Below are 15,152 nucleotides of genomic sequence, written 5' to 3'. Positions count from 1 at the left end.
TTATTTGCTGTATTTTGTCAATTATACAATTATTTTATGATGAGATATTCCACTTTGTTATTGGCACTCCTGCTTTTAAGCGCTACCACCCTGTTTGCAAAAGAGCGGCAATTTTACCAGATTAAAATCTATCACCTGAAAACAGCCGCACAGGAAACGCTGGTAGACAACTACCTCGAAAAAGCCTACCTGCCTGCCCTGCACCGTGCAGGTATCAAAGCAGCCGGTGTGTTTAAACCAGTTACCACAGATACTGCCGATATCAGGATCTATGTATTCATTCCTTTCCAATCGCTGGAGCAATTTGCGGGACTGGATAAAACATTGCAGGCCGACAAAACCTTACAGGCTAACGGCGCCGACTATACGGACGCGGCATGGAATAATATTCCTTATACGCGTATAGAGTCTATTCTGTTGCAGGCATTCCCCGGCATGCCCGTGCTACAGGCTCCTTCGCTGCAGTCGCCCAAAAGTCAACGGGTATACGAATTACGCAGCTATGAAAGTCCCTCTGAAAAATACCATGTCAATAAAGTAAAAATGTTTAATACCGGGGATGAAATAGGCATCTTCAAAAATCTTAATTTCAATGCCGTTTTTTATGCCTCCGTTATTTCGGGCCCGCGTATGCCTAACCTGATGTACATGACCACCTTTAACAGTAAAGAAGACCGGGATGCACACTGGAAAGCCTTTAGCGCAGATGCCAAATGGAAAAGCCTGTCGGCACTGGAAGAATATGCTCATAACGTATCCAAATCGGAGATCCTCTTTTTAAGACCTGCTGATTATTCCGATTTATAATAACGTACCGGGTGGATGACAGCGGCAGTTATCTATCCGGTGCTTACACTGCTACTTCCTTACTGAACATCCTCCTGATTGCTTCAATATTCTGTGCAGTAGCCTTGGTTTTATCGTAAGCCAGGTAAATGGTATTGGTGGTAGGCTCATTACCGCTCCATAACAATTTGAGTTTCTTTTGCTGTACCAGCTCTTTCACCAGGTAATCAGAGGCAACCGTCACTCCCTCGATGTGCTGCATGGATTTCAATATAGAATTGAAGTCAGGTACCGTAAACCGGGCCCGCATGGCAGGCCGCTTCTTAAAGTTATGCAGCCAGAACCGGCGGATGGCCAGCAGATCACTGCTATAGGCAAACCAGTTTTGCGCCAGCATCCAGGCTTCTATGTTTTCCAGGTCCTCATTCCTGATATATTTCTTTAGAGGCTGCGGATCAATGTCCGGGCTACCAACCAGCACAAATTTTTCAAAGAGCACCGGCTCCGAAATAATATTCTTTTCCATCACCGCACTGGTAGATACCACAAAGTTGAGATCTCCTTTCAGCAGTTTCTGCACGAGGTCTTTGGTCAACCCGAACTCCACTACGAGGTTGGCATCCCCAATCTGGTCCAGCTGGTTGGTTAGCCTGGCGTCAAAAAACTCTTTGGGCGCCCCTATAGTGATGAGCGTCATGCACCTGGCCACACAACTGCGGCTGAAGTCACCCTCTATCTTCTCCAGCTTCTCTACGGCCTCTATGATTTGGGTATAAAACAGTTGCCCGTAGCTGGTGGGCACCATCTGCCTGGGCTTGCGCTCAAACAGCGGATGACCAATATAGTTCTCCAACGCAGATAAGTGCTGACTCACATTAGGCTGTGAAATCAACAATTCCTGTGCGGCGCCTGTTAAAGTACCTGACTGGTAGATGGCCTTAAAAGTCCGGTACCATTCAAAATTTACCATAATATAAAAGTATAAATTTATTTATACTTATCAATAAAGCATATTATTAAATTTATAGATTAAGTGGCGGTAAATTTGCATCTCAATACTAAATATTACAACTATGGATTTACAATTAAAGGGCAAAAGAGCGCTCGTCAGCGGTTCCACACAGGGAATCGGCTTTGCTATTGCCCTCCAACTTTTAAAAGAAGGTGCTACTGTTATTATCAATGGCCGCAGCACTGGTAGAATAAATGAAGCGATTGCAAAGTTGAAACAAGAGGTTCCAACAGCAGACGTGACCGGGGTGGCAGCAGATTTTTCAAACGCAGCCGAAGTACAGCAGATGCTGGATCAGGTACAGGACGTGGATATCCTGGTAAACAATGCGGGTATTTTTGAGCCTAAACCTTTTGTGGAAATTACTGATGAAGAGTGGCTGCGCTTTTTTGAAGTCAATGTACTCAGTGGCGTTCGTCTTTCCCGCTACTTTTTCCCTAAAATGCTGGCTAAAAACTGGGGCCGCATTATTTTTATCGCCAGCGAATCGGCAATCATGATCCCGGAAGAAATGATCCATTATGGCACAACCAAAACGGCGCAATTGTCTATCAGCCGCGGCTTGGCCGAATTAACCAAAGGCACGGATGTAACCGTCAACACCGTACTGCCTGGCCCCACCAAGTCAGAGGGTGTGGATGAATTCATCAAAAAATTAGCAGATGCAGACAATGTAAGCCAGGACCAGGCAGAAGCGGACTTCTTCAAAAACAAGCGTCCCAGCTCCCTTATCCAGCGTTTCGCCACCGTATCAGAAATAGCCAACCTGGTCACCTATGTATCCAGCCCCCTTTCTGCCGCTACCAACGGCGCCGCACTCCGTGCTGACGGCGGTTTACTGAGAACTATTTTCTAATATTTATATTTTTCTTTTCCCATCATCCCGTTATTTATAGCAGGAGATGGGAAACCTGTGTCATCATCTCACAAAAAAATAAGCACCCCAAACAACCACCGCGCTCATCGCCATTAATGATTAATGATTAACATGGATTTTTAATCAAAAAGACTTAATTTAACCCCTATTACACCCACCAGCAGGAAAGAAATGAGCCACCACACATTTTTCCCCTGTTTACAAAAACTTCATTTTTTAAAATTTCAAAAACTGACTCCCCATGGCAGATGAAATTCAACAAAAGGTCCAAACAGCACTTGGCGACGTAGCAGCAAGGCAACTGGCCATCGCTACGCGTACCGTACCACAGATGACCTCCATTACCCCGCGTTGGCTCACCAAGCTAATGAGCTGGATACCGGTAGAATCAGGTGTGTACCGCCTCAACAAAGTAAAGGATGAAAGCAATGTAACCGTAGATTGCTCAGGCAGGGATGAACGGGAACTGCCACAAACTTTTGTGGATTACATCGACAATCCCCGTGAATACAACCTCAGCGCAGTTAACACTGTACTGGATGTTCACACCCGTGTTTCTGACCTCTACAGTAAACCTTACAACCAGATCAGTGAACAGTTGCGGCTGATTATTGAAACCATCAAAGAAAGGCAGGAAAGCGAATTAATCAACAACAAGGAGTATGGCCTGCTGCACAGTGTAGTGGCTTCTCAGCGAATTAAAACACGCACCGGTGCCCCTACTCCGGATGATCTTGATGAACTCATCACCAAAGTATGGAAGGAGCCTGGCTTCTTTTTGCTGCATCCGTTAACCATCGCTGCTTTTGGCCGCGAATGTACCCGCAGAGGTGTACCTCCGCCTACCGTCTCGCTGTTTGGCTCCCAATTTATTACCTGGCGCGGCATTCCGCTGATTCCGTCAGATAAAGTGCCTATTGAAAACGGCAAATCAAAAATCATCTTATTGCGTACCGGCGAAAGCAGACAAGGCGTGGTGGGTCTTTACCAGCCTAATCTGCCTGGAGAACAATCCCCCGGACTGTCTGTACGCTTCATGGGTATTAACCACCAGGCCATTGCTTCTTATCTGGTTTCTCTTTACTGTTCACTGGCAGTGCTGGTAGATGATGCCATTGCTGTATTGGATGATGTAGAAATAGGCAAGTACCATGAATACAAATAATTTTAATACTGATGGATTACCGGACATTGCTGCATTGGAAAAGCTGGCTAACCAGTTATTTTCCTCCCTGCAATCCGGTAATGAGGTACTGCCACCGGCATACGCCTCTGCTGCCCCCATCCAGGACCCGCTGCTGCAACAGGGTAGTGTAACAGATGTTACACAGGCGCCTACCAGTTTACCGGACCCACACTTTTCCGGTAATGGTGGCATCCCTGCCTCTGTAGCTGGCAGTGGTATTTCTCCGTCTGCACTCTCCCAACATCCGGCGGCTTACGACCCGTCTTTTGAAAAGGAACTGCAGCGCGCACTGAAAAGTATTCCCGTATCATCGTATACTTCGCAGCTGCCGTCACCCGGCACTTCATACTATTTTTTACCGGAACAAAAAGCCGGTATTACCGGCGTTGCGCAGCCCCCGCTGGATGTAAATCTGATCAGGGCCGACTTTCCTATTCTGCAGGAACATGTGAACGGACGCCGGCTGATATGGCTGGACAATGCCGCCACCACGCAGAAACCGAGGCTGGTAATTGATCGTATCAGTAGTTTTTACGAACACGAAAATTCAAATATTCACCGTGCAGCACACGAACTGGCCGCGCGTGCCACAGATGCGTATGAAGGCGCCCGCGAAAAAGTAAGGGCCTTTCTCAATGCCGCTTCTGTCAATGAAATTGTTTTTGTACGCGGTGCCACCGAAGCCATCAACCTTGTGGCGAAAAGCTGGGGGGAACAGTTCCTGCAGGCCGGCGATGAAATTATTCTCAGCCACCTCGAACATCACGCCAACATCGTTCCCTGGCAACAGCTGGCCGGCAAAAAAGGGTTGGTGATTAAAGTTATTCCGGTAGATGAAGACGGACAAATTATCCTGTCGGAATACCAGAAACTGCTCAGTACTAAAACAAAGCTGGTCTCGTTTACACAGGTATCGAATGCTCTCGGCACTGTTACACCGGCACAGCAGATAGTGGAACTCGCACATCAGGCCGGCGCTAAAGTGCTGGTAGATGGTGCACAGGCGGTATCTCATATGCGTGCAGATGTACAACGCCTGAACTGCGACTGGTACGTATTTTCCGGGCATAAGGTTTTTGGGCCAACCGGGATCGGCGTACTTTATGGTAAAGAAGCACTACTCAATGAAACACAACCCTGGCAAGGTGGTGGCAATATGATTAAGGACGTTACTTTCGAACATACCCAGTATCATGCCGCCCCCGGCCGTTTTGAAGCAGGTACCGGTAATATTGCCGATGCCGTAGGACTGGGCGCCGCCATCGATTACGTAAATCATATAGGCATTGATGTTATATATCAATATGAACATTACCTGCTGGTATATGCTACACAATTGCTGAAAGATGTGCCAGGACTGCGTTTAATAGGCACCGCTCCTGATAAAACCAGTGTGCTGTCTTTTGTTTTTAAAGACTATACCACTGAACAGGTAGGTGCCGCATTGAACCAGGAAGGCATCGCAGTAAGATCCGGTCACCACTGCGCACAACCCATCCTGCGCAGGTTTGGCGTGGAAAGTACCGTAAGGCCATCACTGGCATTTTACAATAGTTGCGGAGATATTGATACACTCGTAAATACATTATTACGTTTACGCAGGAGTAAAATTTAAATATTTTATGTAGATGATGAAATGATAAATGAGTTGATTTTGAACAATTCTATTTTCATTTCATCATCTTTAAAAAAATATTTTTCACACACCGGCACCTCTCAATTACTTTTACATTATCTATCTAAACAAGCCACAGCAAACAGTTACAAGCCGCATCTTCTATAATAAAAAAATAGCCAATCTCCTGAAACATGCGGCTACGCTCAGGAAAAACAATATTTAAATTTTGCAGTTTAATTTATTTACCTACATTTGCACTCCACATTGCGAGGTAGAGCAGAGGTAGCTCGTCGGGCTCATAACCCGAAGGTCAGTGGTTCGAATCCGCTCCTCGCTACAAAAAGTTAAAAGTCCTGAACACATTGTTCAGGACTTTTTTTATGCAAAATAAATAGTATTATTACAGCAGGCCTTCAATATGCACATCGCAATCTTGTTAGCCATCAACCCAATCCCATCAATAAAATTTGATTCAATCAATGAAACAAAAACCTTCAATGGCATTTATTGCAGCCTCCTGGGTAGCAGTATTTGCAGGTATCCTGGGCTTTATCATCGGCTTATGGAATGCCACCACTATGCAACTGAACGAAAAAGGTTATTACTTCACCGTTTTAATGTATGGCCTCTTTGCCGCCGTATCAGTACAAAAATGCGTAAGAGACAGAATCGAAGGTATCCCCGTTACCGATATCTATTATGGACTTAGCTGGGTATCTATGCTGCTCACCATCCTATTGTTAACAGTAGGATTATGGAACGCAACACTGGCCCCAAGTGAAAAGGGATTCTATGCTTTTGCATTTTTGCTCAGCGTTTTCGGTGCTATTACCGTACAAAAAAATACCCGCGATAGCCAGGCTGCGAAAGACAGCAACCCGGTTGTCAAAGAAACAGCTACTTCCGACTTTTAATTTTTTTCAACAGGGTGGTAGCCACCCTGTTGACTTTTTCCCGTCCCCTACCCACCAGTCCCCACAAGAAAAAAATACGCCTTCCCTTTTCCGGAATACATAAATACTTTCCCTGATTCGTTGCTGCCCACAAGGATGGTACGGCTAATTTTGCGTGGCTCCTATGGAGTAACCAGTAATTTAAATCGAATCATTTTCTCATTCCAATGAGACAGCAAATCTTTTATCACTCAATGAAACGCATGTTCTTTTTTATGGTCAGCCTGATGCTGATCCTTGTTAATGTAATCGCACAAAAGAACACCGGCACTATTAAAGGAACCATTACCACTTCCGATGGCGTAGTGACTCCCGGCGTAACCGTTCAATTAAAAAACGGGAACAAGGGTGCTGTCAGCAACAGCAAAGGAACATTTGAATTCGGGAAACTAACACCAGGCGACTACCAGTTACTGGTATCACTGATCGGATATAAAACAAGTCAGCAAAATATTACCGTTACTGCCGGCGAAGCCGCGACCCCCAACATCCAACTAGATGCTTCTGATGCTCAGCTACGCGAAATTGTGATATCATCCGAACGGCAGCGCTACCAGGTGAACGCCCTATCTCCAACACTGAGATTAACCACTCCCCTACTGCAAACACCACAAAACATACAGGTAGTCACCTCAAAGCTGTTGGCAGATCAACAGATCTTCGATATGCTCGAAGGAGTAACCCGTAACGTAAGCGGTGCTACGAAAAAATTATCCTTAGAACCCCCTGTTTTATACACCTGGTACATTGCAAACAAAGCCTTCAGCGGAATTCTGCTGAAGGCTTTGTTTTGTAACCTGTTATAATATTTTGATTACCCGTTAGTCTTTAAAAACCTGTGATGGGAAATAATTTCCCCGTTTTAATTAATTATGCGTGAACACCTGTATTTCCTGGCATTCCAAAAAAAATGTTAAAAATGATTTCATTTAATACAAATAAATATTACTTTTATTCCCGAAGAAGAGATAACGTGCTACGTTTTTGAAACTTGTTATTGAAATGGAAGATTCCTTGAATCTTTTTTTTAGAAACCATTGCTAAATCGATTTTTTTAATACTGATCCAATCAGTGTTAGAAAGTCGCTGCATCGCAAACCCGCGTGTATGAAAAAACTAAAAAAACAACACCTTGTTATGCCGGGGGAATTCCGAAGATGATTTTTTTAAAACACTTGTTATTCTAATTGTTAGCTAAATCGATATTCTTCTGAAGAACCAGTACTGTGAGGTATCGTGTAATTTTTGCTTATGCTACATTATTAGGGAAACCATTGCCAACCTGACCGGAAGCCAGGTGACGCCCTCCATTGTGAGGTATTTTACCATTTTATAAATCACTTAAATAGTACTCAATCGTATCAAAACTTTAAACAAATAGCCTGTAGGTTTATTGCTAAATCGTTTTTTCAATAAACCAGCCGGGCTTTTCTTATTAACCAACTTCAATAATTGTATATGCACAAACGATCCACGTTTTGGGCGGGGATGAGTATTGCCAGTACTCTCCTGATGCTTCTTTCGCTCTTTGCCTTTTCACAGGGCAAAACTATATCCGGCAAAGTGACGGATGCCAATGATAAAACACCAATACCGGGTGTTTCTGTACAGATAAAAAATACCAGTTCCGGTACCATCACCAAAGCAGACGGTAGTTTCAGTCTGCAGGCACCGGAAAACAGTGTTCTGATATTTTCCTTTATAGGATATCAGCCACAGGAAGTACCTGCCGGTGCAGGTGCCCCCCTGACTGTAAAACTGGTCACTGCCTCCAAATCACTGCAGGATGTAGTGGTAGTGGGCTACGGTACACAAAAAAGAAATGAAGTAACCACCTCTGTAGCAACAGTAAAAGCGGAAAACTTTAACCAGGGCGGTTCCCGCTCACCGATGGATCTGATCCAGGGTAAAGTAGCCGGTTTATCTGTTACCAGAACACAAGGGAACAATCCCAACAGTGGCGCCTCTATTCAGATCAGAGGGATCGGTTCCCTTTCCGGCGACAAAAATCCTTTAATCGTCATTGATGGTATTCCGGGTGGTAACCTGGACCTCTTGCAACAGGATGATATCGCCACTTTCGATGTATTAAAAGATGGTTCTGCCGCAGCTATTTATGGTACCAGAGGTAACAACGGTGTTATTCTCATCACCACTAAAAAAGGGAAAGCCGGCGATCCGCAATACACCTACTCTACTTATCTGCAAAGAGAAGCGGTCGCCAAAAGACCCAGCATCTTAAGCGCAGCGGAATATGTAAAAATTGCCGGACAGGATCAGAACAAGGGAGCGGATGTAGATATGTATGATCTGTTGCTGGACAAAAACAACCTCAGTCATTATCATAACTTCGCCGCTTCGGGTGGTACTGTCAACAGCAACTACCGCGCATCTCTCTACTATAACGATGCAAATGGTATTGCCCTGCAGAACGGCCGTAAACAATATGGTGGCCGTGTAAACGTAAATCAGACCGGATTACAGGGATTGCTGACCATGCAATTCAACCTGGCAGGTAACTTTAATAAAGCCAACCTCAATGGTGGCAACAGCGGCGGTGGCGACAACAAAGCTGGCAACGCAGGCGCCGATTTTGAACAGGCAGTACAACGCAATCCTACTGCGCCTATCTTTGGCCCGGACGGTAAATACATTGAAACAAATGGTTTCAATAACTATAACCCGCTGGCCCGCTTAAACCAGGAACTGTATGAAAGAGATCAGAAAACCTATTCCGGCGATGCACGTATAACGCTGGAGCCTATACGCGATCTGAAAATTTCTGCATTCGGCGCCATCGTCCGCGATGAATACAACGATCGCCAATACAAAAGTAAACTCTCCCGCTCTTCTATCCAGGACTATAAAGGAGGTGGCTACGCATATAAAGCCAATTCCGCAGCCATGGATAAAACCTTTGAAGCAACGGTTGACTATACAAAAACAATTCACTCGGATCATACCTTCAATGTACTCGGCGGTTATAGCTACCAATATAGTACACTGGAAAAATATGCGATGGACAACAACGGCTTCCTCACCGATGCATTCGAAGACTGGAACATCGCTGCCGGCAATGCACTGATTGACAAAACCCTCCCTGCTCCAAAGCAAAGCAGTAACAAAATAGACAATACCCTGATCGCCTTCTTCGGCAGGATCAACTATAACTACAAACAAAAATACATGCTGCAGGCCATCCTGCGCCATGAAGGTTCTTCCCGCTTCGGTGCCAATAACAAATGGGGTAACTTCCCGGCAGTTTCCGCAGGATGGGTGATTTCAAAAGAAGCTTTCATGCAGGACCTAACAGTCATCAATAACCTGAAGCTGCGCGCAGGATATGGTATTACCGGTAACCAGGGCATTCCCAGCTACCAATCCCTGCTCACCCTGGGAACAGGTGGAGCGTACATTCAATACGGTCAATGGATCCAGACTTACGGTCCCAACAAAAACCCTAACCCGGATCTGAAATGGGAAAAGAAAAAAGAATTCAACGTAGGCCTGGACTTCTCCCTCCTCCAAAACAGACTAGGTGGTTCCATCGATGTATATAGCCGTAAAACACAGGATCTGTTGTTTAACTATACCGCGCAATTACCTTCCAATATTCTTGATAACATCTTCACCAACGTAGGTGCTATCTCCAACAATGGTGTAGAAGTAGTCATCAATGCCGTACCAGTAAGAACAAAAGATTTCACCTGGAACAGTGACCTGACTTTTAACTCCCAACGGAATAAAATGGTCTCTTTTTCTAACCAGATATTTAAAACCACAGAGCAATATTTTGGAGATCTTCCCTCTCCGGGCAACCTTGGTTCCGCTATCCGCGTAGTCGAAGGCGGCCCCTTGGGTACTTTCTTTGGATACCGTTATGCTGGCCTTACCAAAGATGGTAAATGGCAATTCTATAAAAAAGATGGCAGCATAGGAGATATCTCCACCGTTAATCCGGATGATAAAACCGTGATCGGAAATGGTATTCCTAAATACATGGCTTCCTGGAACAATACTTTCCGTTATAAAAACTTTGACCTGAGTATTTTCTTCCGTGGCAAATTTGGCTTCGATATCCTGAACCTGCAGGATATGTACTTCGGTAACAAAAAATGGGCACCAAACAACATGCTCAGTTATGCCATCGGTAAAAATGCCCAGCTGAATGCTGATCCACAGTTCTCCGATTACTACCTCGAAAAAGGAGATTTCGTAAAACTGGATAACATCACCCTGGGCTATAACTTCCAACTGAAAACAAAATATATCCGCAGTCTGCGCGTATATGCCAGCGGACGTAACATTGCTACCATCACCAAATACAGCGGTCTTGATCCTGAATTACAGGATACCGCCCTGGATTCCGGTATAGACGGCAGAGGGTTTTACCCGCGTACCCGCTCCTATACTATCGGATTGAACCTTGGATTTTAAAAGCAGCAAAATTGTAACGTATGAAAAAAAGTAAAGTATATATCAGCGCAGCCCTGTTGGCTCTCGGTATGAGCGCCTGCACCAAGCTCGAGGAAAAACCATACAGCGAAATTATCTCAGACCAGTTTTATAATAACAAGCAGGAAGTAATGTCTGCCATCCTGCGTCCTTACACCCATGCGGGTGCATGGGCTGCACCTACCGGACAAACCGGCTACTGGCGTTTGCAGGAACTCTCTGCCGACCAGCTGGCATGGCCGCAGAAAGGCCGGCACGGCTATGACGGCGGTAACTGGATCCGCCTGCATGACCATACCTGGATTGCCAATGAAGACAATGCCTGGAATCCATGGAGACTGATGTTCTGGGGTATGGGCTTCTGCAACAATACCATTAAAGATCTGACGCCACTGGACTTTACCAAAATCGGTATGACTGAAGCTGATAAAACCACCCTGCTGGCAGAAACGAAAGTAGTACGCGCCTGGCATTACCTGAAACTGATGGATCTGTATGGAAATATTCCCGTAGAAACAGTAGTGAACAATTCAGCTTCGCCGGCTACCAAATCCCGCAAAGAAGTATTTGCATTCGTGGAAAAAGAAATCAAGGACAACATGGACCAGCTGCAACCACTGTCTGCCGCCATGGTAGGCCGTACTACCAAAGCGGCTGCTTACTCCATGCTGGTAGAACTGTACCTCAATGCCCAGGAATGGACAGGCACCCCACGCTGGGATGATTGCATCAACTACTGTAATAAAATCATAGCCGGTGAAGGTGGCTCCCTGAATGGTACTGTACCCGCGTTGGAACCAGATATTTTCCGTGCTTTCGCCAACACCAACAGCACCTCTGCGGAAGACCTGTTCCAGCTCACCTATGACCTGAGAGCCGGTAACTCACGCTTCGGATGGCAGGGTGATTTCTGGCACTACCGCCAACGTCAGATCTACAATGCTGATGTAGATGGCAACAACGGTATTGTAGTCATTCCATCTGCATACGATGCTTTCAAGGACAATGATCTCCGTAAACAAAACTGGATGCTCATCGGACCACAGAAAAAAGATCTGGCACTGCGTACAGCCATCGGTGACAGCCTCGTATTAGGTACAGAGGAATACGCCGACAAACCACTCATTTTTGTAAAAGAAATACGTAGAAACTCTACCGGTGAAACCGGTGCTGGTGGCATGACCCAGGGAGAAGAAAACAGCGGCGCACGCTTCGCCAAATATTTGCCCGGCAAACAAACCGATGCAAATTACTGGGGCAACGACTTCGTATTGTACCGCCTCACAGAAATCTATTTCAATAAGGCAGAAGCACTTATGCGCAAAGGTGGCGGTATCGCTACCCAGGAAGCAGTAGACCTGATCAACACCTGCAAAAAACGCGCCTTTAAGGCCGAAGACTGGTCTAAAGAAGCTTATACAACTACAAGTCTCACCATGGACGAATTACTGGCTGAAAGAGGTCGGGAATTCATATTTGAGGGCAAGCGCCGCTCGGATATGATCCGCTTTGGTAAGTTCACCACCGCTTCCTGGTGGGATCACCAGCCTTCATCAGACAAGTATAAGCTGTTCCCTATTCCATTCAAACAAACCAGCATCAATCCTAACCTGGTACAAAATCCGGGCTATTGATAAATCTCATTGGTCAGGTGTAGTAAACGATGCCTGCCCGAGTGCGGAAGACAAGAAAGACCATCTCTATATGAGATGGTCTTTTCTTTTTATCTGGTTATTACTACAGGCTAAATGCATTCACATTTCCAGAGAAATCTGCTACATACAACAAACCATTGCATATTGCCATTTCAGCAAATACCGGAGCACCTGTATGAAAACTTGATAATAGCTTACCTGTTTTCAGATCCGCCACATACACATATCCGTCAGATGCACCAATATAAACACGGTTACCTGCACACAGCGGTGTCGACTCAATCGTTGCAGAAGAAGGCAGCGTATAAGGAGCGGTATAAAACAACGCTTCACCAGGCACAAAACGCCACATCAGTTGCTTCGTCTTTTTGTCGTAAGCCGCCAAGCCATTAGTGGCCGTACAAATAAGTATCAACTGATCGGTTACCACCGGCGCTGTCATTGTTTTCAGCCCATCTTCTACCGGAATGCTATCAATCGTTTTACCATCTGCCGGATCAATAATATGCAGCTTATTCAAGCCGTGTACATACAGTTTACCATCATAAAACGCTGCAGTACCACTACGGAAACGGATGCCCTCATCGCTGCGTTTCCAGCGTAATTTACCGGTAGCCAGATCATGGGCAAATAAATGATTCCAGTTGGAAGAAGTAATCAGGCAATCTCCCTGCACAGCCATGGCCGCCGGTGTACCTTCTCCCCCGCTCCAGTCATGGTTGGTCCATTTTACTGCGCCGGTCAACAAGTCCAGCGCCTGCATATATTTCCCGGCACCCGTATAATACACACCTGCTTTCACCACACCACCCGAATTGTAAGAAGGTAAACTTTTCATATCGCCGGCATGTTGCCAGTGAAGCTTACCCGTAGCAGCTTCCAGCGCATAGGTAATACCTTCTGCATCTGTAGCAACTAATAGATGATCGCTGTAACTGATGCTATGCTTAATAGAATTTTTAGTAGGAAACTGCCATACTACTTTACCAGTCCTGGCATCCATAGCTGTAATACCGCAGTGCTTATTTCCTTCATCATCGATATTACCCACAAATACTTTTCCCTCCGCGCATACCGGAGATGACTTCCACACATTTCCACCTGTATTGGCAGACCATACCAGGTGCAATTTATTACCTGCAGGTGCATTGTTGACTACACCTATTCGCTGTGCATTCTGTAACACCTCCGGCCATACCTGTCCGGTAAGGGCGGGTACTTTACTTTTTTCCAGGGAGAAGGTATCCCTTCTGAACAGCATATTGCCCGTACTGGTAGTCGCCTCTACCGTGGAAGTATATACGTTGTTTAACCAGGCAGCAGGAATCTCCGTGGTAGCAGCCCAGTTCCAGTCAGTGCGGGGTTGCAGCGGCAACTGTTTCAATAACTGTCCCTTCTTATTGTACAAACTGAAAAGCACCTGCCTTACATTGGCAGAAGTATGGTAAGTATTAACGCTGATCAGCATTTTATTACCCTCAAAGGCCACACCAGTGGCTGCAGGGGATACCTGTGTAATTTGATTGCTCACGTAGGTGTAACGTCTTTGTACTGCGGAGATACCAGCTTTATCTACATTGATCACATCAAAATTACTGGCAGAGTTATCTATTCCTCCATCTGCCGCCGGGGCAGAGCAAAGGGAGCGGATACCGGTATTACCATGCGTCCGTGCAAAGTTAATATGCCAGTGTCCATAGATCCACGCTTTCAGGTGATGATCATTCAGGTTAATACTATCCTTACCGGAACGGATCGCAAACAGTGTATCATAAGTAAGCAGGTCATGGTTAAAGATGATCACCGGTTTAGCCGGATCGGTATGTGCCAGGTCATTTTTAATCCACTGTAATACATCATCCACGGTATAGGAAGGTGTATAATCTCCATACCACATCGGCGTTACAATAAAATGCGCAGGCCCTGCCTCGAAGGAATAAAACACGGGGCCAAACAACGACTCATACAGCGCTTCACCATAAGGGCCTTTTACCAGGTCATGATTACCGATGCAATAATACACGGGCAATCCCATGGTCACAGTATTCACCTGTTTGGCATGAAACCTCAATCCATCTTCATAACAGATATCACCGGTATGCACAATAAAATCAGCATTTTCATTCTTTGCATAGTCTTTTGCTTCAGTGATCCAGTTATTGTACACCGCAGTTTCTGTATCTGTTAACCGCACAAACTTAGCCATGCTTTGCTGCGACTGCTTCACCGGCGTCAGTGCAAAATCATAGGCTGTTTTGCTGCTGTCTGTTTTAATATAAAATGATTTGGCAAAACGGTAACCAGCCGGGGTTGTAATATATACAAACCTTGCTTTCTGATGTGTTGGTAAATAAAATTTGCCGGCGGCATCGGTCACGACTACCTGTAAACCATTGGACACCCTTACACCGGCAAGGCCTGCCTCTCCTGCATCATAGGATTCATTCCCATTTTTGTCTATAAATACTTTGCCGGAAAATCCCTGTGCCACTACCGCCTGCGTAAAGAGCAGCATCATGGCAGTACGTAATATATTTTTATACATGCATGTTTTTTTTCAAACTCAACATAGATGTAAATAGCAAAGGGAAGGCCATGGCCTTCCCTTTG

10 protein-coding genes and 1 tRNA gene are annotated in these 15,152 nt (G+C 45.4%); 9 read left to right on the top strand and 2 right to left on the bottom strand.

Annotated elements, in window-relative coordinates; translation table 11 throughout:
* Window positions 1-36 precede the first annotated feature (36 nt).
* Window positions 37-807 (top strand): NIPSNAP family protein, encoded by a 771-nt coding sequence (locus AC1DCV_RS00760; RefSeq protein ID WP_477021415.1) that lies wholly within the window; start codon window positions 37-39, stop codon window positions 805-807.
* Between the two features lie 43 nt (window positions 808-850).
* Here AC1DCV_RS00760 and AC1DCV_RS00755 read toward each other — a convergent pair whose 3' ends face one another.
* The gene (locus AC1DCV_RS00755) at window positions 851-1,756 is read right to left on the bottom strand and encodes a LysR family transcriptional regulator (protein ID WP_477021414.1); all 906 of its coding nucleotides are present in this window, start codon (window positions 1,754-1,756) and stop codon (window positions 851-853) included.
* Window positions 1,757-1,859: 103 nt separating this feature from the next.
* Here AC1DCV_RS00755 and AC1DCV_RS00750 point away from each other — a divergent pair, with 103 nt between their 5' ends.
* The 8 genes from AC1DCV_RS00750 to AC1DCV_RS00715 all read left to right on the top strand — a co-directional run bounded on the left by AC1DCV_RS00750 (window position 1,860) and on the right by AC1DCV_RS00715 (window position 12,521).
* Window positions 1,860-2,654 (top strand): SDR family NAD(P)-dependent oxidoreductase, encoded by a 795-nt coding sequence (locus tag AC1DCV_RS00750; RefSeq protein ID WP_477021413.1) that lies wholly within the window; start codon window positions 1,860-1,862, stop codon window positions 2,652-2,654.
* Between the two features lie 262 nt (window positions 2,655-2,916).
* Window positions 2,917-3,840 (top strand): family 2A encapsulin nanocompartment shell protein, encoded by a 924-nt coding sequence (locus AC1DCV_RS00745; protein WP_477021412.1) that lies wholly within the window; start codon window positions 2,917-2,919, stop codon window positions 3,838-3,840.
* Complete coding sequence (locus AC1DCV_RS00740; protein WP_477021411.1) at window positions 3,827-5,476, top strand: family 2A encapsulin nanocompartment cargo protein cysteine desulfurase; 1,650 nt, start codon at window positions 3,827-3,829, stop codon at window positions 5,474-5,476. Before AC1DCV_RS00745 ends, AC1DCV_RS00740 begins: the two co-directional genes overlap by 14 nt.
* A 268-nt stretch (window positions 5,477-5,744) precedes the next feature.
* Window positions 5,745-5,816, top strand: a tRNA-Met gene (locus tag AC1DCV_RS00735).
* A 142-nt stretch (window positions 5,817-5,958) separates the two neighbouring features.
* The gene (gene yiaA, locus AC1DCV_RS00730; RefSeq protein ID WP_477021410.1) at window positions 5,959-6,393 is read left to right on the top strand and encodes an inner membrane protein YiaA; all 435 of its coding nucleotides are present in this window, start codon (window positions 5,959-5,961) and stop codon (window positions 6,391-6,393) included.
* A 233-nt stretch (window positions 6,394-6,626) separates the two neighbouring features.
* Complete coding sequence (locus AC1DCV_RS00725; RefSeq protein WP_477021409.1) at window positions 6,627-7,238, top strand: carboxypeptidase-like regulatory domain-containing protein; 612 nt, start codon at window positions 6,627-6,629, stop codon at window positions 7,236-7,238.
* A 652-nt stretch (window positions 7,239-7,890) separates the two neighbouring features.
* Window positions 7,891-10,869 carry a SusC/RagA family TonB-linked outer membrane protein gene (locus AC1DCV_RS00720; RefSeq protein ID WP_477021408.1) on the top strand — a complete coding sequence of 993 codons (2,979 nt, stop codon included), beginning with the start codon at window positions 7,891-7,893 and terminating at the stop codon, window positions 10,867-10,869.
* A gap of 20 nt (window positions 10,870-10,889) precedes the next feature.
* Window positions 10,890-12,521 carry a RagB/SusD family nutrient uptake outer membrane protein gene (locus AC1DCV_RS00715; RefSeq protein WP_477021407.1) on the top strand — a complete coding sequence of 544 codons (1,632 nt, stop codon included), beginning with the start codon at window positions 10,890-10,892 and terminating at the stop codon, window positions 12,519-12,521.
* 103 nt (window positions 12,522-12,624) lie between these two features.
* On the opposite strand, the gene AC1DCV_RS00710 is transcribed toward AC1DCV_RS00715, so the two are convergent.
* Entirely contained in the window at window positions 12,625-15,087 is a 2,463-nt protein-coding gene (locus AC1DCV_RS00710; RefSeq protein WP_477021406.1) for an outer membrane protein assembly factor BamB family protein, read from the bottom strand.
* Between the last annotated feature and the right edge of the window lie 65 nt (window positions 15,088-15,152).

Source organism: Chitinophaga sp. 10T418, assembly GCF_056394125.1.
Note: the sequence above shows the minus strand (reverse complement) of the source record. Positions and strands in the feature narration are given on the sequence as shown.